At 66.6% G+C, this 24,789-nt stretch carries 4 protein-coding genes and 1 pseudogene (1 of these 5 running past the window's edge); 3 read left to right on the top strand and 2 right to left on the bottom strand.

The features are described 5' to 3' along the window. Positions 1–509 precede the first annotated feature (509 nt). Positions 510–1,391, top strand: a complete 882-nt coding sequence (locus LVJ94_32490; protein WXB01626.1) for an ester cyclase — start codon at positions 510–512, stop codon at positions 1,389–1,391. Between the two features lie 64 nt (positions 1,392–1,455). Here LVJ94_32490 and LVJ94_32485 read toward each other — a convergent pair whose 3' ends face one another. Both LVJ94_32485 and sbnA read right to left on the bottom strand, forming a co-directional pair. Next, positions 1,456–2,421: a hypothetical protein gene (locus LVJ94_32485; GenBank protein ID WXB01625.1), complete on the bottom strand. Its 966-nt coding sequence runs from the start codon at positions 2,419–2,421 to the stop codon at positions 1,456–1,458. Positions 2,422–2,502: 81 nt separating this feature from the next. Continuing rightward, positions 2,503–3,480 (bottom strand): 2,3-diaminopropionate biosynthesis protein SbnA, encoded by a 978-nt coding sequence (sbnA, locus tag LVJ94_32480; protein WXB01624.1) that lies wholly within the window; start codon positions 3,478–3,480, stop codon positions 2,503–2,505. Positions 3,481–3,822: 342 nt separating this feature from the next. Here sbnA and LVJ94_32475 point away from each other — a divergent pair. Further along, positions 3,823–4,035: pseudogene (locus tag LVJ94_32475) on the top strand (MbtH family NRPS accessory protein). Positions 4,036–4,442: 407 nt separating this feature from the next. Then, positions 4,443–24,789, top strand: the 5' portion of a protein-coding gene (locus tag LVJ94_32470) for a non-ribosomal peptide synthase/polyketide synthase (GenBank protein ID WXB01623.1). The gene runs 17,021 nt beyond the window's last position; the window shows 20,347 of its 37,368 coding nt (coding positions 1–20,347); the start codon lies at positions 4,443–4,445; its stop codon lies beyond the right edge, outside the window.

The raw sequence follows: 24,789 nt of genomic DNA, 5'->3' as shown, positions 1-24,789 counted from the left end.
AATGCATTGTGACATTTGCATGACATCGATCGTTCATGGCGGGGGTCTTTCCGAATCCGTCCATGCAATGCGTATCTCGACATCGATGCTGCGAGGAGCCCGCCGCCATGGTAAGAAAAGGTGCCATGTAGTACGTGCACCCCGTCGGGTTCATTGGTGGATCAATTGTATGAGAAGTCGCAATGCTCATACTGCGAAAAACCAAGTCTTTTTGCCAAGATCCGTCGGTGCTTCGGTACACCGCGCGGGCATTGGCGCGCTCGGCGCAATCGAAAATTCGCCGAGGCATGTATCTCGCAACGTGTTTCGCGAGCGTCTCGCGAAAGCCGTTCGGGAGGAGCCTGATACCGTTCTCGCCACGCTTTGCTCGCGTCGGGCCTCGAGTTCGAGGTGCCGAAGAAAGAGACTGTGTCGTCGTCACGAGGCGAGCTCGTCACACCAATGAGAAATCTTAATACGATTTAAGGATTGCCCATCAAGCTTCGTTGGGGGGATGTGCATTGAAGTGCATGCGCCGATTTCGGAGCGGCGCCACTCCGCCGGAGGTGCCATTGTCGCGAGAGCTTCACAGCGGTCTCATCGTTCGATACTTCGAAGAGGTCTGGAATCAAGGCCGCGTCGGAGTCCTCGACGAGCTTTTGCATCCTGATTACGTGAACCACACTCCCGCCCAGGCCGGGCTCCCGACGGGGATCGGTGGGTTGAAGCGGATCGTCGCGCTGTTGCGTGCGGATTCATCGGACATGCGCGTTCAAGTCGTGGACGAGATTCACGATGGAGATCGGGTGGCCGTTCGCTGCATCCACCGCGGAAAACTCGACGGCATTTTGTTCGGCATCGCTCCGACGGGGCGGCGGCTGGAGGTGGAGCAAGTCCATATTCTTCGTTTCCGTGAAGGAAGAATCTTGGAGCATTGGTGGCCAATTGCCTTGGCCACCGACGATGGCGCGAAGGAAGGCTCCCCCGACAGTGAACCGCTCTCCGTTCAGGGGCCGCCAAGCAGCATGGGCCAGCATGCCTCGGAGTCACCCTACAACCTCACCAAGCTTCTCCGACAGTATCTGCGCGGCGCGTTTCAAAGTGGAGCACCGGAAATGCGAGCCGCTGCGCGCCAAATGGGGATCGGCAGCCGCACGTTGCAACGTCGCCTGAACCAAGCGGGGACCACCTTCAGTCAGGAGGTCGATGCTGCTCGCCGAGAGCTGGCCTGCCAATACGTGCTCGAGCCGGATCGCCCATTTCGCGAGATTGCCGTCCGCCTCGGATTCGTGGACATCGGGTCGTTCTTTCGCGCCTTCCGCCGCTGGACGCAAACCTCACCTCGCCAGTTTCGAATGCGCTCCGTCCCCCCTGCGGTGGCACAAGACAGCGAACTTTCCCCGGCATCGTAAGATTCGAAGATCACCCACGGAGGCGCGGAGACGAATGCAACTCTCCGTGCCTCCGTGGTTTTCTTCACTCGAGTTCCTGGCCTCGATCGGTCGCGCGGGCGCGTTCCGCGAAGAAGCTGCCCAGGGCCACGTCGAAAACGGCCATGCCCATCGGATTGAACATCACCGGCATGTCGGGTGCATACTTGGCCATCGCATTGGACTGCACCAAGTCGGCCAGTGAGATGGCGCCCTCCCGTGTCAGCCCACACTCCTTGTGAAATGTTTCGATGTCCGTGGCCTCGCGGCAAACTTCGTCCCAATCATCGACGATGATGGCGTCTTTGACGAACGGGAACACGGCGGTCGTGTAATCGCGAAGCGAGACGTTCAACTGCAGAGAACCGCTCTTGGGGCGCTCGTCGATGTAGGGCGCCTTGGACACCGTGCACGTCATGAAGACATCGGCTTGGCGATAGGCGTCTTGCCATGTCGGCGCGGACACCACGCCGGGCGGGAGCGCGCCCTCGCCGGTGAAGGCTTCCGCGCGCACATCGTGCACCACCGTTCGAACCAGCCGATCGCCGCAGAGTTCACGGGCCATTTCGTAGTGGGCGCGCCCGATGGGGCCCCAGCCGGTAATGCCCAGGGTGATCTCGCGGCGATCGCGCACTGCGAGGTACGACTCGAGAACGAGGCCGCTGACCGCCGCCGTTCGCAAGACGCTCAGCATCGGTGTGTTGATGATGGCCGTGGGGACGCCGGTGGCGGCGTCGTTGAGAATCACCACGCTGTGAGCCCGGGGAATTCCGTGTTGGAGATTTCCAGGGAAGCTGGCGATCCATTTGATGCCTGCCGCCTCGAAGGGTTTCCCCACGTAGGCCGGCATGGCAATGATGCGATTCGTTGGATCGCCGTACCGCAAATAAGGCTTGATGGGTTGCGCAAATTCTTTGCGTCCGAGGCATACCGAGGCGTCGCGGATCACGCCGACGAGTTGACGGTAGTTCGAGTCCAGCGCTCGGAGTGAGCGTTCATTGAGATAGCGCATCGGTATTTCCTCTGGCACCCGGAGTTGGACGGGGCAACGTGTGCGGGGTGCCAAACGAGATTCGCACGGCGTGCCAAATCGTCATTGGAGGTCTGCGGCGACCTCGGCTGCACGATGATGGCCGCTCTGCATGGTGCCGCCGAAAAGCTGATCGCACCAATCGGGATTGTAGATGGTTCCAGCGTAGCGATCGCCTCGATCGGGGAAGATGGTGGCCACGACCGGCGCGGTGTCGAACGTCTTGCCGTGGAAATAGCTTCGCATGGCGGCCAGCGCGGCCCCCGAGGACCCGCCCACGAAGATGGAGTGTGCTTCCAGCAGCTCGTGGCACGCACGGACCGCCGACGCCTCGTCCACTTGAACGACTTCGTCGATCTTGGCGGTGCTTAAAATGTCCGGAACGATGCTGGCGCCGATGCCTGGGATCCATCGCGGTCGGGGTGCGCCGCCAAAGATGACCGAGCCGAGGACGTCGACGGCGATGACCCGCACTTTCGGAAAGTGTTCCTTGAGGCGGCGAGATATTCCCGAAATCGTACCGCCGGAGCTCACCCCCACGAAGACGTAATCGAGGCGGGGCAGGGCCTCGCAGAGCTCCGTCCCCAGTGTCGTGTAATAAGCCTCGGCGTTGATAGGATTGGCGTATTGGTTCAACCAATACGAATTCGGCGTGGTGGCCAATATCGACCGCACTTTGCGCAAGCGCGTCTGCAGATACCCGCCGGTTGGGTCGCGCTCGGTAACGCAGACCACCTCGGCCCCCAGCGAGCGGATCAGCATCTCGTTGATCGCGTTGATGCGTGGATCGATGACGCAGCAAAATCGCAATTTGCGTCGCGCGGAGAGCGCCGCCAGCGCGATGCCGAAGTTCCCCGACGACGATTCGACGAGCAGCGTTTTTTCGTTGATTCTGCCGCTCGCGAGCCCGTGGTCGATCATGTAGCGCGCGGCACGATCCTTCACGCTTCCCGTGGGATTGTTGAACTCGAGCTTGCAATACAGCTCCACCTGTTCGAGGCCGCGTGCCTCGAGGCGAACCATGGGGGTGCGACCGACCATATCAAGAATATGCGAGTTCACCATGACCTAGAGCTCCGTTGTCGAATGGCCAACTATGTTCACTGCTAGGATCGGTGCCAGGTGGTAATCGGCCCAATCTATAATCGCATTTAACTGACTCCGCTCATGTTTCGAGCAAGTGCAGAGAGTGCCAAAATCATGCGCTCCGTGTGCCAGCGAACCGCGCCATCGTCTGGCACACCCGGCTAATTTCTTTGGCACCAAGCGCACATTGCCGCCATCGTCTCGGATGCCAGAATCCGTAAAAGATCGGCGAGAACCGATTTTAATTCATCGGAGCACCGCGGAGGACCGCGGTGCTCTTTTGACACGGACGGGGCCATGCGCGACCAAGAAGAAGACACTAGGACGTACAAAGTCGTCGTGAACCAGGAAGAGCAATATTCGATCTGGCTGGCGCACAAGGAACTCCCATCGGGATGGCGCGAAGTCGGTAAGTCTGGGCTCAAGGAAGAATGCCTTTCGTACATCAAAGATATCTGGACGGATATGCGTCCACTGAGCCTTCGTAAAGCGATGGAGGAACTGGCCAAGAATCCTCCGCCGGCGCCCCCGCCGGTCCAGCAGGAGCCGCGTGATCCGTCGGGCAAAGACCCGCTGGTCGCGCGTTTGGAAGAGTCGCAACCGGTGGAGGCGGAGCTCCGCCCGGCGCGAACCGTGGAAGTGCTCCGCGAAGGCATCGATCGCGGCTACGTGTTCATGAAGTTCGAGCGCACCGGAACGGGCCTGGGAGTTCGTCTCGACCGAGCGGCATGCGACTTCGACGGCGCCGATTTGGGATCGGGTAAAGGCGTCATCAAATTAGTGGGCGATTTGGTGCTGAATTACAATAAAGTTCGTTATTGGGGCGAGCTGGATTTGGAGACGCTGAAGGGCACCGGACGGCTCGAATTCGTGGCAGCGACATAATCTCGTTTCAACGCACAAAAAGAGATTCGCGCATGACGATTCCCTCGCGGATTGTAACGCTCATCGATTTGCTGGAATTTCGCGCTTCGGAGGGGCCGGATCGGCTTCTTTACCGATTCTTGGACGAAGGCGCCGCGCATACGATGACGTACGCGCAATTGGACGTGCAGGCGAGGCGCATTGCCGCCTCCCTGCAGGAGATTGCGCGCGCGGGTGAACGGGCCGTGCTGCTCTACCCGCCGGGACTCGATTACATCGCGGGTTTCTTCGGGGCGCTCTACGCGGGAATCATCGCGGTTCCCGCATATCCGCCCAATCCGGCACGCCTCGAGCGGACCTTGGGGCCGCTCATGGGCATCATCGAGGACGCCGGCGCCACCGTGGTCCTCACCACGTCGATGATCCGCGATATGGCGGGCGCGTTCTTCGCGCAGACGCCGAGCTTGGAGCGCCTTCGATGGGTGGCCACCGATGCCATCGAAGCGGGGAGCGAAGACGCGTGGCGTAGACCAGCCATCGAGGGGTCATCGCTGGCGTTTCTGCAGTACACGTCGGGATCGACGGGGCAGCCGAAGGGCGTCATGGTGCGCCACGAGAATCTGCTGCACAATTTCCGGGCGATCTCGCACGCCTTCCAAACCGGATCGGAGACATCCACCGTCATCTGGTTGCCGCCGTACCACGATATGGGGCTCATCGGCGGTATTTTGCACCCCGTCGCAGACGGCTACCCCGCCGTGCTCATGTCGCCGTTCGCGTTTTTGCAGCGGCCCATGCGCTGGCTGCAGGCCATTTCGGAATACCAAGTTACCCTGAGCGGAGCCCCGAACTTCGCCTACGACCTGTGCGTGCGCAAGAGCACGGCGGAGGAGCGGGCGGCGCTCGATCTTCGCCGCTGGGACGTGGCCTTTTCCGGCGCGGAGCCGGTGCGGGCGGAGACGCTGGAGCGCTTCGTCGAGGCCTTCGGGCCGGCGGGTTTCCGCTGGCAATGCTTCACCCCATGCTACGGGCTCGCCGAGGGGACGCTCATCGTTTCCGGTTGCCATCCCGAGGTCGATCCCATCGTGTGCGGCGTCGACGCGACGGAGCTCGAGCAGAATCGGGCGGTCTCCAAGGACCCCAAGGCGCCCGGCGCACGCACGTTGGTGGGCTGCGGCAGGATGCTGCCCGAGCACGAGTTCCTCATCGTCGAGCCGGAATCGAAGACCGTGCGCGCGGAGGGGACGGTCGGCGAGATTTGGGCGCGTGGCCCGAGCGTGACCGGAGGCTACTGGAACAAGCCGGATATCACGGCCGAGATCTTCGATGCGCACCTCTCGGACGGCGCGGGGCCGTTCTTGCGAACGGGTGACTTCGGGTTCGTGCGGGACGGGGAGCTGTTCGTCACCGGCCGGCTGAAAGACCTCATCATCATCCGCGGACGCAATCATTATCCGCAGGACATCGAGGCAACGGTCGGCCGGTGCCATCCCGCCGTGAGGCCCGGATGCACGGCCGCCTTCTCCGTGAACGCGGAAGGGCAGGAGCGCCTGGTCATCGTCCAAGAAGTGGACGTGCGCCAGGGCGCGGATCTCGACGAGGTGGCGGCGATCGTCCGGCGCGAGGTGGCGCAGACCCACGAGGTGGATGCCTTCGCAGTGGCGCTCATCCAGCCAGGTTCGATCTACAAGACCACGAGCGGCAAGATTCAGCGCAGGGCGTGCCGGGCGGCCTTCCTCGAGGAGCGCCTCACCGCTGCGCGCATCGTTCGCTTCGAGACGGCCGAGCACGATCTCGAGTCGTATCTGCTGCAGCAAGTCGCCGAGATTTTGCGCGAGCCCCATGCGGAGCTTCGCATCGACGAGCACATTGGCTCGCTCGGTCTCGATTCGCTGATGGCCGTCGAGCTTCGCAACCGCGTCGAACGCGATCTCGGTGTCGAGCTTCCCCTGGGCCGGTTCTTCGGGGACACGAGCCTCCGGGACCTGGGCGAGCACGTGTCGGAGTCTCTGCGCGCAGGCGCGGCATCCGGACCTCGCGTGCTCCGCGGGGCGCGAGACGCGAACGATGCGAAGGTCGAGGGGCCGCTTTCGTACGGGCAGCGTGCGTTGTGGTTCCTGAATCGCCTCGCCCCCGAGAGCACCGCCTACAACGTGGCGGCGGCGGTGCAGATCGTCTCGCCGCTCGACGTGGCCGCCCTGGGCGAGGCATGGCGCAAGCTCCTCGAGCGGCATAGCGCACTGCGCACGACGTACGGCGAGCGCGATGGCGAACCGTTTCAGCGCGTGCACGCGGATGTGGGGCAGGCGCTGGAGCTCGTCGATGGAAGCTCCCTCGACGCCGCCGCACTGGCCGGGCGCCTGGCCGATGAAGTGCACCGCCCCTTCGACTTGGAGCACGGTCCCGTGGCGCGGGGCGTTCTCGTTTCGCGACCGCACGGGCAGTACACGCTGCTCCTGGTCGTTCACCACATCGCCGTGGACTTGGCGTCGTATGTGCTGCTGGCCGAGGACCTCGGGGAGATCTACGGGAAGCTCGCGCGGGGCGATGTTTCCGCGTTGTCCCTGATCGCGCAGCCCGAGTTCGATTACGCCGACTTCGTCGGTTGGCAGAGCAAGGTGCTCTCCGAGGAAGCAGGCGATCGGCACTGGGCATATTGGCGCGACGAACTCGCCGGCGAGCTGCCGCCACTCGATCTCCCGCTGGATCGATCGCGGCCGGCGCTGCAGACCTTCCGCGGTTCGTCGCATGCGTTCGCGCTGAGCGAAGCGCTGACGCAGGGTCTCGCCGCGCTCGCACGTGCGCGCGGCGTGACGCTCTACGCGCTGCTTCTGACGGCGTTCGAGGTGCTGCTCCACCGCATGACGGGGCAGGACGACATCCTCGTGGGCTCGCCGGTGGCGGGGCGTACACGTGGCGAGTTCGAATCGGTGGTCGGCTATTTCGTGAACCCCGTGGTGGTCCGCGCGAACTTCGCCGACGATCCGTCGTTCGCCAAGGCGCTCGAGCGCGTCGGGCGTGCGGTGCTCGGGGCTCTCGATCACCAGGATTACCCGTTCTCCCTTCTGGCTTCCCGCCTGCAGCCCGTGCGCGATCCCGCGCGCTCGCCGCTCTTTCAGGCGATGTTCGTGTTCCAGAAGTCACACCGCGCCGAGAGCCTGGCGGCGTTCGCGCTGCCGGATACCCCGGCGCGTGCTCGGCTCGGCGACCTGGAGGTGACCTCGGTCGCGTTGCCCGAGCGGGTCGCGCAGTTCGACGTCACCTTGACCATGGCGGAGGCGGATGGCGCGCTCCGCGCCTCGCTCCAGTACAACACCGACTTGTTCGAGGCGGGCAGCATGGAGCGCCTCGCCGCGCGTTTTCAGCGCCTGCTCCATGGGATCGTGGCCGATCCCGAGCGGGCGGTATCCGCGTTGCCGCTGCTCACCGATGCCGAAGCGCACGAGTTGCTCGTGGAGCGCAATCGCACGGCGCTCGATTACCCGCCGGACGCGTGCCTTCACGATTTGTTCGCCGCGCAGGTCGCGCGTACGCCCGACGCGATGGCGGTGACCTTCGGCGAGCAGCATCTGACCTACCGCGAGCTCGATCGTCGCGCGAGCCGGCTCGCGTCCCACCTGCACGGCCTCGGCGCCGGGCCCGAGACGTTGGTGGGGCTTTGCATCTCGCGTTCGCTCGATTTGATGGTCGGACTATTCGGCATTCTAAAAGCGGGCAGCGCGTACGTGCCGCTCGATCCGAGCTACCCCGCCGAGCGCGTGGGCTTCATGCTCCGGGATACCGGCGCGCCCATCGTGGTGACCGAGACGGCGCTGGTGCCGCAGCTTTCGGAGCACGGGACGCATCTCGTCTGCCTGGACGACTACGAACGAGCCGAGGCGAACGTTGCCGCGGCCGCGAAGCCCGATCATGTGGCGTACGTGATCTATACGTCGGGATCCACCGGTCGCCCCAAGGGGGTGATGATCCCGCATCGCAGTGCAGTAGCATTTGCATCATGGTCGCAAAAGACATTTAGTTCCGAGGAATTTCGGGGCGTTCTCGGGGCGACGTCGATTTGCTTCGACCTGTCCGTGTTCGAATTGATCGTGCCATTGTGCTGGGGCGGTCGGGTCATCCTGGCCAACGACGCACTCGCCTTGCCAGAGCTCCCGCATGCCGCGGACGTGACGTTGGTGAACACGGTCCCGTCGGCGATGGCCGCGTTGCTCGAGATGGGGGCGCTCCCCGCCTCGGTGACCACGGTGAACTTGGCCGGCGAGCCGCTCTCCGAGGATCTCGCGGCGAAGATTCTCGCGCGTCCGCACGTCGGGCGCCTCTTGAACCTGTACGGGCCCAGCGAGAGCACCACCTACTCCACGTATGCGGCGGTGGGGCGTGGAAAGCCGACCATCGGTGTGCCGGTGGGCAATACGCAGGTCTACGTGCTGAACGCCGACGGTGCCCCTGTGCCGGCGGGTGTGCCGGGGGAGCTGTACATCGGAGGCGTGGGGCTTTCGCGTGGGTATCTGGCACGGCCCGAACTTTCCGCGGAGCGCTTCGTTCCGTCGCCATTTTCTCACGGAGCGCGCGTGTACCGCACGGGCGACGTGGTTCGATGGCTGCCGGACGGAGAGCTCGATTTTCTCGGTCGCGCCGATCATCAAGTCAAGATTCGCGGCTTTCGCATCGAGCTGGGCGAGATCGAAGCGAGGCTGCGCGAGCACGCCTCGGTGCGTGCGTGCGTGGTCGTGGCGCGGAAAGACACGCCCGACGAGCAACGTGTGATCGCCTATGTGGTGAGCGAGCTCGGCGCGGACGTTTCTCCGGCCACCCTGCGTGAGCACATTCGCGCGGCCTTGCCGGCGTACATGGTGCCATCGGCCTTCGTGGCACTCGAAGCCTTGCCGCTGACGGCCAATGGGAAGGTCGATCGCAAGGCGTTGCCGCCCCCGGATGCGAGTCGGTTCACGGTGGACGGGGCGTACGTGGCGCCGCGAACCGCGGCGGAGGCCCAGCTCGCGGAGATATGGGGCCACGTTCTTCGGCTGCCGCGCGTGGGGGTGCATGACAATTTCTTCGAGGCCGGCGGCGATTCGATTCTGACCATCCAGGTCGTTTCGCGGGCAAGTCGCGCGGGGTTGTCCATTTCGCCGCGGTCGTTGTTCCAAAATCCGACCATCGCGCAGCTCGCCAAGGTGGCGCATGCGCGCGTCGAGTCGACCCTGGCGGAGCAGGGCACCGTCACCGGTGATGCGCCGCTCACCGCGATTCAACGGTGGTTCTTCGAGCAGCCGTGGCCCGCGCCCCAGCATTGGAATCAGGCGGTGCTTCTGGAGACCCCCGCGGCGCTGGACGCAGCTGCGCTCGAGCGCGCGTTCGAGATCGTCGCGCGCCACCACGATGCCCTGAGGCTGCGTTTCACACGCGGTGCGGACGGCACATGGACCCAGCGGCACGCGGAAGACGGTCCCCTCGTGGCGTTTCATCACGTCTCGGGGGCGACACCGGCCGCCGTCGAGGCGCGCATATCGGAGGAACACGCCGCCATGGACCTCGCCAACGGCCCGCTTTTGCGCGCCGTGTGGTTCGAGGGTGGGCGCGACGCTGGAAGGTTGTTCATTGCGGCGCACCACCTGGTCATCGATGGCGTGTCGTGGCGCATCCTTCTCGAGGACATCGAGCGCGCCCTCGCGGGCGAGTCGCTGCCCCCGAAGACGACCTCGTTCAAGCAGTGGTCGGAGAAAGTCGCAGGCCGGGCGCAATCGCCGGACCTCGAGGGCGAACTCGCGTACTGGCTCCACCGGCCCTGGGAGAAGGCGCACCGGCTTCCGCGCGACCACGAGCAGGGGGAGAATACGGGCGCGTCGGCCGAGGTGGTGCGTGTCACGCTGTCGTCGTCGGAGACCGAGGCGCTGCTTCACCGCGTACCGCAGGCATACCGCACGCAGATCAACGACGTGCTCCTCACCGCGCTGGCCCGCACATTGTCGGAGTGGACGGGCGCGGGGGCGGTACGCATCGACCTGGAAGCCCACGGTCGCGAGGAGCTCTTCGACGGGGTGGACCTTTCGCGCACGGTGGGATGGTTCACCGCGCTGCATCCCGTCGTGCTGGAGACGAACGGCACCGCGGACCGCGGCACGGAGCTGAAGTCGATCAAGGAGCAGCTACGAGCGATTCCGAATCGCGGAATCGGTTATGGCATCTTGCGCTACCTGCGCGAGGACGAAGGCGAGAGCGCGCGAGCGCTGGCCAAGCTGCCCGCCTCCGACGTGAGCTTCAACTACCTCGGGCAGGTGGATGCGGCGTTCGGTGCCTCCTGGCGCCTTGCAGGCGAGTCGCATCAGGGCGCGCGCGATCCGCGGGGGACGCGCGCATATCTCTTGGAGATCGACGGGATGGTCTCCGGCGGGCAGCTCCGCGTCGAGTGGACCTTCAGCGCGAATGCGCATCGACGTGAATCGGTGGCGGCGCAGGCCGAGCGCTTCATGGCGCATCTGCGCGCGCTGATTGCGCATGCCTTGCTCCCCGAGGCGGGCGGCCTCACGCCCTCGGACGTTCCGCTTGCCCGCATCGGGCAGGGCGCACTCGATGGGCTCGTGGGGACCGGCCGAGACGTCGAGGATGTCTACCGCCTCGCGCCCATGCAGCAGGGCATGCTGGTCCACACGCTGCGGGAGCCGCATTCTGGCGTGTACTTCGAGCAGCTTCGGTTCCTCGTGGACGGGCCGCTGGAGACCTCCATCTTCGAACGAGCCTGGCAGCGCGTGCTCGCGCAGCACGCGACGTTGCGCACGTCGTTCCATTGGGAGGGACTCGAAGAGCCGTTGCAGGTCGTGCACCGGCACGTGGCCTTGCCGTTCGTGACGGAAGACCTGCGGGGCCTCGACGATGCCGCGCGCGCCGAGCGGCTTGCGAAGTACCTCGCCGAGGATCGCGCCGCTGGGTTCGTGCTCACGGAGGCGCCGTTGCTGCGCGTGCGCGTGGCGCGTTTCGAGGCGGAGCACGAGGTGGTGCTCAGCTTCCACCATGTGTTGGCGGATGGCTGGAGCATGCCCATCCTCGTTCAGCATGTCTTCGAGGAGTACGAAGCGCTGCGCGAGGGCCGGGAAGCGCGCCGCGAACCAAGCCGTCCTTACCGCGATTACATCGACTGGCTCGCGCGGCAGGATGGCGACGCCGCGAGGACCTTCTGGCGCGAGGCGTTGCATGGCTTCACGGAGCCCACCTCGCTCCGCATCGCGCGCACGACCGGGGCGCGCGGCAACGCGGAGATCGAGCTTGCACTGCCGCGCGCGACGAAGGTCGCGCTCGACGCGATGGCGCGCAAGCATCGCCTCACGCTGAATACGCTCGTGCAGGGAGCGTGGGGCATCCTTCTGCATCGGTACAGCGGCGACGGCGACGTGGTCTTCGGGACCACCGTGGCGGGACGGCCCGCGGATCTGGACGATGCCGCGGCCATGGTGGGCCTCTTCATCAACACGCTGCCCGTGCGGCTTCGGGTCGAAGACGAGCGGCCGCTCGCGGGATGGCTCGAGCAGTTGCAGAAGCTTCAGGCGGACGCGCAGCATCACGCGTACGCATCGCTGCCCGAGATCCAAAGTGTGAGCGATGTGCCGCGCGGACAGCCGCTGTTCGACACGTTGCTCGTGTTCGAGAATTATCCCATCGAGGAGGCGCTCGCGGGTGGCCATCGCCGCATTCGTGACGTTCGCGGATTCGAGCAGACCAACTACGGGCTGACGGCCATGGTGCTGCCGGTGCTGCCCGGTCAGCACTTGGCCTTGCGCATCGCGTACGACGCGGGTCGCTACGAGCGCGCCGACGCCGAAGCGCTCGCACGCCATTGGTGCAACCTGTTGGAGCAGATGGCCGCAAACCCCGATGCGACCATCGGCGAGCTCTCGCTGTTGGACGGCGCCGAGCGGCGGCGGGTGCTGGAGACGTGGAACGCGACGACGACGGAGTACGCGCGACACGCGACGGTGCACGGGTTGTTCGAGGCGCAGGCCGCGCGGACGCCGGACGCGGTGGCCGTGGTGTTCGAGGATGAGCAGCTCACGTTTGGGGAGTTGAATCGGCGGGCGAATCGCCTGGCGCACCACCTTCGCGCGCAGGGGGTCAGTCCGGAGACGTTGGTGGGGCTGTCGGTGGAGCGCTCGCCGGCGATGCTGGTGGGGCTGCTGGGGATTCTGAAGGCGGGAGGCGCGTACGTGCCGCTGGATCCGGAGTACCCGGCGGAGCGGATTCGGTTGATGCGGGAGGAAGCGCCGCTGGGTGCGATGGTGGACGCCCAGATCGACTTGGCGGGGCAGCCGGAGACGAACCTGCCGATGGCGGTGGGGGCGGAGAATGCGGCGTACGTGATGTTCACGTCCGGTTCGACGGGGCGTCCGAAGGGGGTGACGATTCCGCACCGCGCGGTGGTTCGCTTGGCGACGGCGCGCAATTACGTTCGGATCGCGCCCGGGGACGTGCTTCTGCAGTACGCGCCGGTGTCGTTCGATGCCTCGACGTTCGAGGTGTGGAGCGGGCTGCTGCAAGGCGCGCGCGTGGCGATGGCACCGCCGGGAGCGCTGTCTCTGGAGGAGCTGGGGGCGGTGGTGAATCGTCACGGCGTGACGGTGATGTGGCTGACGGCGCCGCTGTTTCATCAAATGGTGGACGACGGTGTGGAGCGGCTGCGGGGTGTGCGCGCGTTGTTGGCGGGTGGCGATGCCCTTTCGGTCACGCACGTGCGACGTGCCCGAGAGGCCTTGCCGGATTGCCAGATCATCAACGGGTACGGGCCGACCGAGAACACGACGTTCACGTGCTGCTGGCCCGTCGATGAGGAGGTTCTGGGGGCGACGGTTCCGATCGGGCGGCCGATTGACAACACGCAGGTGTACCTGCTGGACGCGAACCTGGAGCCGGTGCCAGCAGGGGCGGTGGGCGAGGTGTATGCCGCAGGCGACGGGCTCGCCCGCGGCTATCTAGGCCGACCTGAGCTGACGGCGGATCGGTTCATCGCGAACCCGTACGGGGAAGGACGGCTGTACCGGGTAGGGGACCTGGCGCGGCACCTGGAAGACGGTCGAATCGAGTTCCTTGGGCGGGTGGACCACCAGGTGAAGATCCGGGGATTCCGGATCGAGCCAAGGGAGATCGCGTCGGTGCTGGAGGGGCACGGCGCAGTGCAATCGAGCGTGGTGCTGGCGCGCGAAGACGGAGGAGAGAAGCGCCTGGTGGCCTACGTGGTGGGCGAGGGCGAGCTCTCCGCGGCGGTGCTGCAAGAATACCTGCGTGCAAAATTGCCCGGCTACATGGTCCCAGCTGCATTCGTGCAGCTCGAAGCGTGGCCGCTCAACGCGAACGGCAAGGTCGATCGCAAAGCCCTGCCTGCGCCCGAGGCCCGAGAGATCTCCACCGGCTACGAGGCGCCGCGGACGGACGTCGAGGCCCTGGTGGCCTCCATCGTGGCCGATGTGTTGAAGGTGCCCCGCGTCGGGCTGCGCGACGACTTTTTCGCCTTGGGGGCGCACTCGCTCCTGGCAACGCAGATCATTTCGCGGCTCCGCACGACCTTCCGCGTCGAACTGCCCATTCGAAGCCTCTTCGAGGAGCCGACCGTCCTCGGCCTGGCCGCGCTCATCGCCTCCGCGCAGCGAGCCCACGCCGAGCCGATCCCACCGCAGTCGGAGGGCTTGGCGCTCTCGTTTGCCGAGCAGCGATTGTGGTTCTTGGACAGCCTGGAACCGGGCGGGAGTGCGTACAACATCGCCGCCGCGCTTCGCCTCGACGGCGAGCTCGATCACGCTGCGCTGGAGCGCGCCCTCGCCGAGGTGGCGCGCCGCCACGAGACCCTGCGCACCACCTTCGTCACCCTCGAAGGCAAGGCCTCGCGCGCGGTGCATCCGCCCATGGATCGGTGGGCCATCCCGGTGATTCCCGCCCACGACGTGGATGCGCAGGCCCGTGACGAGGCCCGTCGCCCGTTCGATCTCGCGACCGGCCCGCTCTTGCGCATGACGCTGCTGCGGCAGTCCGCGCGCGAGCACGTTCTCCTCGTGACGATGCACCACATCGTATCGGACGGCTGGTCGATGGGCGTCCTCGTCGACGAAGTGGGGGCGCTCTACACGGCGTTCACGCAGGGCCGGCCGTCGCCGCTGCCGGAGCCGCCGATCCAATACGCCGACTTCGCCGTGTGGCAGCGAACGTGGCTCTCCGGGGACACCCTCGAAGCGCAGCTCGCCTACTGGCGCGCGCACTTGGCTGGTGCCGCCCCGCTCGAGCTCCCGACGGACCGCCCGCGTCCTCCCGTGCAGACCTACCGCGGCGCCACCCAGCGCGTGGTGCTCTCCGCGGAGCTCACCACGGCGCTTCACCGCGTGGGCCGCGAGCAAGGCGCGACGTTGTTCATGACGTTGATGGCCGCCTTCCAGGTGCTCCTGTCGCGCTACGCCCGCGCGGGCAACGTCTGCGTGGGCACACCGGTGGCCAATCGGAATCGCGCGGAAGTCGAGCCGTTGATTGGCTTCTTCGTGAACACGCTGGTGTTGCGGAGCGATCTCTCCGGCGACCCACGCTTCGTCGACGCCTTGAAGCGCGTGCGAGACACGGCGCTCGCCGCCTACGCCCATCAGGACGTACCGTTCGAGAAGCTCGTGGAAGCCCTCGGCGTGGAGCGCGATCCGAGCCGCACACCGCTCTTTCAGGTGATGTTTGCGCTGCAGAACGCGCCGATGCGCGAGCTCTCGCTGCCCGGGCTCGAGCTGTCCCCGATGGCCGTGGAGTCGGACATTGCCAAGTTCGACCTCACCTTGATGCTGGCCGAGGAGGACGGCGAGCTTCGCGGTGGCCTGGAATACAACCGCGATCTGTTCGATGCCGAAACCATCGCGCGGATGGTGGCCAACCTCGGCACGCTCCTGGACGCCATCGCGCGTTCCCCCGAGCGTCCCGTCTCCGAGCTCGCGCTCCTCACGGCGGCGGAGCGCACCACGGTGCTCGATACGTGGAATGCGACGGCGACCGCGTACCCGCGCCAGGCCCGCGTGCACGAATTGTTCGAAGCGCAGGCCGCGCGAACGCCGGATGCCGTGGCGGTCGTCTTCGGCGAGGCGCAACTGAGTTACCGCGAACTGAATCGACGCGCCAATCGGCTGGCGCACCACCTCCGAGCGCAGGGCGTCGGGCCGGAGACGTTGGTCGGCCTCTCCGTGGAGCGCTCGCTCGAAATGGTCGTCGGTGTGCTCGCCATCTTGAAGGCGGGCGGCGTGTACCTGCCGCTGGATCCGGAGTATCCGGCCGAGCGCATTCGCTTGATGCTCGAGGAAGCACCGCTCGGTGCGATGCTGGATCCCAACGCGGATCTCGACGACCAGCCGGAAACCAACCTGCCGATCGACGTCGTTGCGGACAACGCCGCCTACGTCATGTTCACGTCGGGGTCGACGGGGCGGCCGAAGGGCGTGTGCATCCCGCACCGCGCGATCGTGCGTTTGGCCATGGCTCGAACGTACGTTCGCATCGAGCCGGAGGACGTGCTGCTGCACGCCGCGCCCCTGGCGTTCGATGCCTCGACGTTCGAGATCTGGAGCGCCCTCCTGCAGGGGGCGCGCGTCGTCGTCGCCCCGCCCGGCCTCCTGTCGATCGACGAGCTCGGGGACGTTTTCAGCCGTTACGGTGTGACGACGACGTTCCTGACCACCGCCCTGTTCAACCAGCTCGTGGAGCAGCGTCCGGCCGATCTGGCGGGCCTGGCGAAGCTGCTCACCGGTGGTGAAAGTGCCTCGCCGGGGGCCATGCGAACGGTGAAGGAGAAGCTGCCCTCGGTGCGCTTGCTCCACGTCTACGGCCCGACGGAAAACACGACGTTCACGACGTCGACGGACCTCGACCACGCGGATACGGAAGGCCCGCGCGTGCCGATTGGGCGGCCCATCGACGACACGCGGACGTACCTGCTGGATGAAAGCCTGGAGCCCGTGCCCATCAGCGCCCCCGGCGAAGTCTATGCGGGCGGTGATGGCCTCGCGCGAGGGTACCTGAATCGACCCGAGCTCACCGCGGAGCGCTTCGTGCCCAATCCGCACGCCGCCGAGGGCGGATCGCGGTTGTACCGCGTGGGCGATCTGGCGCGGTACTTGGCCGACGGGCGCATCGAGTTTCTCGGGCGCGTCGACCATCAGGTGAAGATCCGCGGCTTCCGCATCGAGTTGGGCGAGATCGACGCGGTGCTCGGTGAGCATCCATCGCTGCAAGCCAACGTGGTGATCGCCCGCGAGGATAGTCCCGGACGAAAGCAGCTCGTTGCCTACGTCGTCGCGCAGCCGGGCGCATCGCTTTCCGTGAGCGCACTGCGCGAGCACCTCGAGGCGCGGTTGCCCGCGTACATGGTGCCAGCGGCCTTCGTCGAGCTCGAAGAGCTGCCCTTGAGTCCAAACGGCAAGGTCGCCCGCAACGCGCTGCCTGCGCCGGACGCGGCACGGATGACCGGTGGCGCGGCCTTCGAAGCGCCGCGGACGAAGGCCGAAACCGTGCTCGCCGAGATCTGGGCGCAGGTGCTCGGGCTCACGAAGGTGGGCATTCACGACGACTTCTTCGAGGTGGGAGGCGACTCGATCCTCACCATCCAGATCGTCGCCAAGGCGAAGCAGGCGGGGTTGCACCTTTCGCCGAAGCTCCTGTTCCAAAATCCGACCGTCGCCGGACTCGCGGCGGTGGCCTCGAGCGATGCCCCGTCGGTTCGTGCCGAGCAGGGGCCGGTGACGGGCGAGGCGCTGCTGACGCCCATCCAGCGATGGTTCTTCGAGCAGGAATTGCCGTCGCCTCACCATTTCAATCAATCGGTGATGCTCGAGGTCGATCGCTTGCTCGACCTTGCGACCGTGGAGAATGCTCTGCGCGCCGTGGTCCAGCACCACGATGCGTTGCGGCTGCGGTTTACATGGGAGGACGGGCAGTGGCGGCAGCGCCATGCCGAAACGGACCACGCCGTGAGCCTCGAACGGGTCGACCCACAGTCGGCGCACGCGAGCCTCGATCTGGCACGCGGGCCGTTGATGCGCGCCGTCTGGCTCGATCGCGACGAGGGCGCTCGGCTGCTCCTGGTGGTGCACCACCTGGTCATCGATGGTGTCTCGTGGCGCATCCTGCTCGAGGATTTGCAGTCCGCCGTGCGCCAGCTCCTTTCGGGCCAGGCCGTGGCGTTGCCTCCCAAGACGACGTCGTTCAAGCGTTGGGCCGAGCAGCTCGCGGCCTATGCACGGTCCGCGGAGCTGGACGGCGATCTCGCGTATTGGCTCGAGCAACCTTGGCAAAAGGTTCGAGCGTTGCCGCGCGATGGTTCGGGGGTCGAGAACACGGTGGCCCATGCCGAGACCGTGCACGTGGCGCTGACCGCCGAGGAGACCGACGCGCTTCTCAAGCGCGTACCGCAGGTTTACCGCACGCAGATCAACGACGTGCTCCTCACGGCGCTTGCACGGACCCTGGGCGAGTGGACCTCTGCGCCCGCAGTGTTGGTCGATCTCGAGGGCCACGGCCGCGAAGATCTGCTCGACGGCGTGGACCTTTCCCGCACCGTGGGGTGGTTCACCGCGCTGTATCCGGTGGTCCTGAAGTTGGACCAGGGCATGGCCCTCACGTCCATCAAAGAGCAACTTCGCGCCATCCCGAAGCGGGGCGTCGCGTACGGTCTCCTCCGGTACCTGCGGGGTGAGGCCAAGCTCGCCGGGTTGCCGGCCGCCGAGGTCAGTTTCAATTATCTGGGTCAGGTGGACGCAGGGCAGGGGGCGTCGTTCCGCCTGGCCTCTGATGCATCGCCCGCGCACGATCCGAGCGGCCGTCGCGCGCACGTGCTGGACATCACGGGCATCGTGGCCGAGGGGCGTCTCTCCTTCGATTGGACGTTCGCCCTCGGCGCCCACGTGCGCGAAACGGTGGCCGCGCAGGCGGCGGCATTCGCGGGCCATCTGCGCGCGCTCATCGCGCATTGCCTTTCGCCCGAGGCGGGCGGCTTCACGCCGTCGGACTTCCCACTCGCCCGGCTGGAGTCCGCGGCGCTGGATCGGCTGCTCGCGCAATCCGGCGGATGGCGCTCCGTGGAGGACGTGTACCGGCTTACGCCCGTCCAGCAGGGAATGCTCTTCCATACACTGCGGGAGCCGGACTCCGGCGTCTATCTCGTGCAACTCCATTGCACGATCGAGGGCGCCCTGGATCGCGCGGTGTTCGAGCGCGCCTGGCAGCACGCGGCCGACACGCACACCATCCTGCGCTCGTCCTTCCATTGGGACGGCCTCGAAGAGCCGGTGCAGGTCGTTCACCGCGGGGCACGAATCCCGTTCGAACAGGAGGAAGTGTCGCGCGGCTTCGACCTCACCGCCGCGCCCGCGGTGCGGATTCGACTCGTGCGAACGGCGGAGACGCGTCACGAGCTCACCGTCACGCTTCACCACATCATCGCCGACGGCTGGAGCCTGCCGCTCGTCTTCAAGGACGTCTTCGACGCCTATGCGCGCCTCCGCGCGGGCGAGCGGCCCTCCGAGGCGCGCGTCGTCCCGTATCGGGATTACGTGGCGTGGCTCGCGCGTCAGGATGCGCAGCGCGCGCAGTCCTTTTGGCGAGAACGCCTTCGCGGCTTTTCGGCGCCCACGGCGCTGCGCATCGAACGACCCGCGGGCTCGACCGAGCGGGGAGGCCGCGAGCTCGTGCTGCATCTGTCGACGGAGCTGACCCGGCTCCTCGGCGACCGCGCGCGCGAGCACGGACTCACCTTGAACACGCTGGTGCAGGGGGCGTGGGCGATCCTGGTGAGCCGCTACAGCGGCGAGAACGACATCGTGTTCGGCGCCACACTTTCGGGCCGGCCGACGGACCTCGAGGGGGCGCCCACCATGGTGGGCCTGTTCATCAACACGCTCCCCGTGCGGGCCAAGGTCTCCGAGGGTGCGCTCCTTCTGGACTTCCTGCGACAACTGCAGGATGCACAGATCGAAACTTCGCAATACGAATACAGCTCGCTGGTCGACGTGCAGGGCTGGAGCGACGTGCCACGCGGGCAGTCGCTGTTCGATACCATCGTGGTCTTCGAAAACTATCCGCTCGACGAGACGTTCCGCACCGACGCGGACCTGCGCATCACCGACGTTCGCGGAGCCGATCGAACCAATTATCCGCTGACCGTGGTCGTTGCCCCTGGCCGCCGCCTCTCGTTGAAGATCGCCTTCGACACAGCGCGGTTCGAAGGCGAGGCCGTCGAGCGGCTCTTGCAGCATCTGAGCACCTTGCTCGACGGCATGGCGGCCGAGCCGCGTCGCCTCGTGGGCGAGGTATCGATGCTCACGCGTCCGGAGCGGCATGCCCTCTCGAAGGGGAGGGACCAGGTCCAGGACCACGCGCGACCGGAGTGCTTGCACGAGCTGTTCGAGGCGCGGGTTCGCGCGACACCCGATGCCGTGGCGGCCGTCTTCGGGGACGACCAAATCACGTACGGCGAATTGAACCGGCGCGCCAACCGGCTCGCACACCGCCTTCGGGCGATGGGCGTGGGGCCGGACGTCCTCGTCGGCCTGAGCGTCGAGCGGTCGCTGGAGCTGGTGGTCGGCCTTCTGGGGATCTCGAAGGCGGGCGGAGCCTACGTGCCGCTCGACCCGTCGTACCCCAAGGAGCGCCTCGAGCGCATGGCCCGCGACGCCCGTCCCCAGGTGATCGTCACGCGGGAGTCCGACCGCGCCTCGCTCGCCGAGGGGACGGCGCAGCTCCTTCGGCTCGATGCGGATTGGCCGTCGATCGCCGGCGAGAGCGACGCCAACCCGGTCAGCGGGACCACCCCGGACAGCCTGACGTACGTCATCTACACCTCGGGGTCGACGGGCACGCCCAAAGGTTCTCCGGTCACGCACGGCAACGTCACCCGCCTCTTCGGTGCCACCGATGCGTGGTTCCACTTCGACGCGCGCGATGTCTGGACCATGTTCCACTCGTACGCGTTCGACTTCTCCGTCTGGGAGATCTGGGGCGCGCTGCTCTACGGCGGGCGCCTGGTGGTGGTGCCCTTCGAGGTGAGCCGGTCGCCGGAGGCGTTCCACCGCCTCCTCGGCCGTGAGCGCGTGACGGTGCTCAATCAGACGCCGTCCGCGTTCCAGCAGCTCATGGCCGCCGACGCCGTGTCGACACCGGGAAGCTTCGCACTTCGCTCGGTCATCTTCGGTGGCGAAGCGCTGGATATTCCGAGCCTGCGGCCATGGTTCGAGCGACACGGCGACGAGCAGCCGCAGCTCGTCAACATGTACGGCATCACCGAGACCACGGTTCACGTCACCTATCGGCCGCTGTCCCGGGCCGATCTCGACGGGGCGGGGTCCAGCGTGATTGGCATTCCCATTCCCGACTTGCAGGCCTACGTCCTCGCGGCGGATGGTCAGCTCGTTCCGGTGGGCGTGCCCGGCGAGCTGTATGTCGGCGGCGCCGGTCTGGCGCGCGGCTACTTGCACCGACCCGAGCTGACGGTGGAGCGCTTCGTCCCCGATCCGTTCGGTGCGGGCGAACGGCCGGGGGCCCGCCTGTACAAGACGGGGGATCTCGTGCGGTGGTCGCCGGGTGGCGGTCTGGACTACCTGGGGCGCATCGACCAGCAGGTGAAGATTCGAGGTTTCCGCATCGAGCTGGGCGAGATCGAGGCGGTGCTCGGCGAGCACCCCTCCGTGCAGACCAGTGTCGTCGTCGTGCGCGAGGACGCAGGGAACAAGAGCCTCGTCGCCTACGTGGTCGCCGATGCGGAATTCACGGCATCCGCCCTGCGTGAGCACGCACAGGCTCGATTGCCCGCGTACATGGTGCCGGCAGCCTTCGTGCGGCTCGAGGCCTTGCCGCTGAACGCGAACGGCAAGGTCGACCGCAAGGCGTTGCCCGCGCCCGAAGCCGAACACGTGGCCTCGCCGTCCGCGTACGAGGCGCCGCGAACCGACGTGGAGTCGTTGGTGGCCGGGATCCTGGCCGAAGTGCTGCGCCTTCCGCGCGTCGGCGTGAACGACGACTTTTTCGCGCTGGGCGGGCACTCGTTGCTCGCCACGCAGGTGATCACGCGCCTTCGTGCGACATTTGGCGTCGACGTCGGCCTGCGCACGCTGTTCGAGGCGCCCACGGTTGTCGCCCTCGCGCATGTCATCGCCGCGGCCCGGCAAGCGGGCGACGCGAACAGCGCCCCGCCGATGGATCCGGTGCCGCGCGACGAACGGCTTCCGTTGTCGTTCGCCGAGCAGCGCCTTTGGTTCTTGGACCAACTGGAGCCGGGCAACGCATCCTACAATCTGCCGTCGGCCCTCCGGCTCCGCGGCGCGCTCGACGCTGCGGTGCTCGAGCGCGTGTTCGCCGAGTTGGTGCGGCGCCATGAGACGTTGCGCACCACCTTCCGAACGGAGGACGGCAACGCCGTGCGCCGGATTCAGCCGGCGGCGCCCACCTTCGAGATGCCGGTGATCCCCGCCGCCCCGGGCTGGGAGAGCATGGTGGCCGACGAGGCGCGTCGCCCGTTCGATCTCGGCGAGGGCCCACTCCTCCGGGCCAAACTGCTGCGCCTTTCCGCCGAAGACCACGTGCTGCTGGTCACGATGCACCACATCGTTTCCGACGGCTGGTCGATGGGCGTTCTCGTCCACGAGGTGGCCGCGTTGTACGCCGCCTTCGCCCAAGGCAAGCCCTCGCCGTTGCCGGAGCTCGCCCTGCAATACGCCGACTTCGCCGTTTGGCAGCGCCAATGGCTTTCGGGGACCGTGTTGGAGTTGCAGCTCGACTACTGGCGCAATCGCATAGCGGGTGCATCGACGTTGGAATTGCCAACGGATCGCCCTCGGCCGGCGGAGCAGACGTACCGCGGCGGCGTGCTCCCGGTGAAGATCCCCGTGGAGCTGACGGCGTCGCTCGAGCGTCTTGGCCGGCAGAATGGCGCTACCCTGTTCATGACCTTGTTGGCGGCCTTCCAGGTTCTGCTCGGCCGCTACAGCGGCCAGGCGGACGTCAGCGTCGGAACGCCCGTGGCGAACCGCACGCGCGCCGAGGTCGAGCCGCTCATTGGATTCTTCGTCAACACGCTGGTGATGCGGGGCGATCTCTCCGGGGATCCGACCTTCGAGGCACTCCTTGCGCGGGTTCGCGATGGTGCGCTCGAGGCCTATGCCCACCAGGACGTGCCGTTCGAGCGCGTGGTGGAAGCGGTGGGCTCCGAGCGCGATTTGAGCCGCACGCCGCTGTTCCAAGTGATGTTCGTGTTGCAGAATACACCGGTCCGAGCCCTCGAGTTGCCAGGGCTCGAGCTCACGCCCGTGCCGACGGAGTCGGACGTGGCGAAGTTCGATCTGACCTTGGCGTTGAACGAGGGGGCGGAAGGCCTTCACGGGATCCTCGAGTACAACGCCGACCTGTTCGATTCGGCGACGGTCGCGCGCATGGGCGCGCACTTCGAGGTGCTCCTGCAGGCCGTCGCCGCGCACCCGGCCCGGCCGATCGGCGAGCTTTCCCTGATGCCCGACTGGGAGCGCCAGCGGGTTCTGCGCGAGTGGAACGAGACGGACATCGAGGCGCGACCGCATGCGAGCTTCGTGGAGACCTTCGAGGAGCAAGTCGCGCGGGCGCCGGACGCGCTGGCCGTGGTGCTCGGCGAGCAGCAGCTCACGTACCGCGAGCTGAACGGCCGCGCCGACGACGTGGCGCGCGCGCTCCGGAGCGACGGGGTCGGCGCGGAATCGGTGGTGGCCCTCTCGATGGCCCGCGGTCCGGAGTTTTTGACCGCGATGCTCGCCGTGTGGAAGGCCGGCGGTGCGTACCTTCCGCTGGATCCCGAGCACCCCGCCGAGCGCATCGCCGATGTAGTGGCGCGAAGCGGCGCTCGATGGGTGATAACGGCGGGCAGCGGCGATTCCGTGGCCGCGGAAACGCTTTCGCCCGAGGTGAAGGTCGTTGCTCTCGAGGCCCTGCAGCGAGCCGGCTCGACGATGGGCACGACGCCGGCGACCCGCCCCCGCGGCCCGGGCCAGATGGCGTACGTGATCTACACCTCCGGCTCCACCGGCGTCCCCAAGGGCGCCATGGTGGAGCAGCGCGGAATGCTGAACCACCTCGATGCCAAGGTGGCCGATCTGCGGCTCACGCCCGGCGATGTGGTGGCCCAGACGGCGTCCCAATGCTTCGACATCTCCGTGTGGCAGTACCTGTCGGCCCTCGTGGTGGGCGGTCGGGTGCACGTCGTGCCGGACGAAGTCGCGCACGATCCGCGCAGGCTTTTCGAGGAGGTTTTCTCCTGCGGGGTGACCATCCTGGAGGTGGTTCCGTCGCTGCTCCGTGCGGCCCTCGACGACATCGAAGCCCGCGGTGAGGTTCCCTCCCTGCCGTCGTTGCGATGGCTCCTGGTGACCGGCGAAGCGCTGGCCCCGGAGTTGTGCCGCAAATGGCTGCGCATCTATCCCGAGATCCCCTTGATGAACGCCTACGGGCCGACGGAGTGCTCGGACGACGTCACGCATTACGCCATCGAGGCACCGCTGGACGCGGCCGTCGTGCATACGCCGATCGGGCGGCCGATTCAGAACACCGGGCTTTACGTTCTCGATGGGCATCATCAACCGGCGCCCATCGGCGTCAATGGTGAGCTCTACGTCGGCGGCGCCGGCGTAGGCCGTGGGTACTTGAACGACGCGCGCCGCACGGCGGAGAGCTTCGTGCCGGATCCCTTCGCGCAGGGCGGTGCACGTCTGTACAAAACCGGCGACGTGGCGCGCTGGCTGGTGAGCGGGGACCTCGAGTTTTTGGGTCGTGTCGACCATCAAGTGAAAGTGCGGGGCTTCCGCATCGAACTGGGCGAGATCGAGGCGGCCCTCGAGCAGCACGATGCCGTTCGCGACGTGGTGGTGACCGCCCGGCACGCGGGGACGAACGGGCACGGCGACAAGCGCCTCGTGGCGTACGTGGTGGCGGAGGAGGGGACCGAGCTGTCGGTGCCGGAGCTTCGGGAGCACCTGAAGTCGAAGCTTCCCGCGTACATGGTGCCGTGGGCCTTCGTTGCGCTCCCCGCGCTGCCACTGACCCCGAACGGGAAGGTGGATCGCAAGGCGCTGCCCGCCCCCGATGCACCGCAGGCCGATACGGAATACGAAGCGCCGCGAACCCCGCTCGAAGAGCAGCTCGCCGACATCTGGAGCAACGTGCTGCGGCTGCCGCGCGTGGGCATCCACGAGAACTTCTTCGCCATCGGCGGCGATTCGATCCTCACCATTCAAGTGGTTTCGCGGGCCCGGCAGATGGGCGTTGCGCTCACGCCGCGCCTTCTGTTCCAGCACCCGACGATCGCGCAGCTCGCGAACGTGGCATCCCCTGCGCACGAGGACGCGCAGCCCTCGGATGCGTCGCTGACCGAGCTCCCGCAGGCGGAGC

The sequence above is a fragment of the Sorangiineae bacterium MSr11367 genome (genome assembly GCA_037157805.1).
Taxonomy (GTDB): domain Bacteria; phylum Myxococcota_A; class Polyangia; order Polyangiales; family Polyangiaceae; genus Pendulispora; species Pendulispora rubella.
Note: the sequence above shows the minus strand (reverse complement) of the source record. Positions and strands in the feature narration are given on the sequence as shown.